The organism is Streptomyces sp. NPDC004838, from assembly GCF_053600955.1.
In genome coordinates, this window is sequence record NZ_JBSGAW010000082.1 from 1 (window position 1) to 1128 (window position 1128).

The window sequence follows — 1128 nt, forward strand, 5'->3', positions numbered from 1 at the left end:
GTTTCGGGTGCTGGCGGGGGAGGCGCCGGGGTGTTTTGCGGGGTTGCGTGAGGTGTTGACGGGTGGGGATGTGGTGCCTGCCGCGTCGGTGGCCCAGGTGCGGGAGGCGTGCGCGGAGGTGACGGTGCGTCATCTGTACGGGCCCACGGAGACCACCCTCTGCGCGACCTGGCACCTGATGCGCCCCGACACCCGCCTCGCCCCACCCTTGCCGATCGGGCGACCGCTGCCCATGCGCCGGACCTATGTTCTGGACGCCTTTCTTCAGCCGGTGCCGCCCGGGGTGACGGGTGAGCTGTACGTCGCAGGCGCCGGCCTCGCGCGTGGTTACTGGGAGCGGCCCGGTCTGTCGGCTGAGCGGTTCGTGGCGTGTCCGTTCGTGCCGGGTGAGCGGATGTACCGCACGGGTGACCTGGTGCGGTGGACCGATGAGGGCACGCTGGTGTTCGTCGGGCGTGCGGATGCGCAGGTGAAGATCCGTGGGTTCCGGGTGGAGCCGGGTGAGGTGGAGGCGGCCCTCGCCGCGCATCCGTCCGTGGCCCAGGCCGTGGTGACCGTTCGTGAGGACACCCCGGGCGAACGGCGTCTCGTCGGCTACGTCGTGCCCGACGGCCCGGCCGGGGTGGAGACCGGCGATGTGCGCACGTACGCCGCCACCCGGCTGCCGGACTACATGGTCCCCGCAGCCGTCATCGCGCTCGACTCCTTGCCGGTGACGCGGCACGGGAAGGTGGATCGTGGGGCGTTGCCGGCGCCGGATTTCGCGGGCCGGGTCTCCGGGAGGGGGCCGGAGTCGGAGTCGGAGGCGGTGTTGTGCCGGGCTTTCGCGGAGTTGCTGGGGTTGGAGCGGGTCGGGGTCGAGGACAGCTTCTTCGAGCTGGGTGGCGACTCGATCATGTCGATGCAGTTGGTGGCGCGGGTTCAGCGTGCGGGGCTGGTGCTGAAGGTGCAGGATGTTTTCGAGTACGAGACTCCTGCGGGGCTTGCCGCGGTGGTGGGGACGGCGAGCGGCGATGCTGTTGCGGCCGAGGCGGACTCGGGTGTGGGTGTGGTGCCGTGGACGCCGGTGATGCGGACGCTGGGGGAGCACGCCGCTGCGCCGGGGTTCGCGCAGTGGGCGGTGGTCGG

1 protein-coding gene is annotated in these 1128 nt (G+C 71.5%); it reads left to right on the top strand.

The window, feature by feature from the left end; all coding sequences use genetic code 11:
- Window positions 1-1128 (top strand): non-ribosomal peptide synthetase (locus ACWEFL_RS36120; RefSeq protein WP_451721363.1); only part of this gene is annotated, 1128 nt, incomplete at both ends.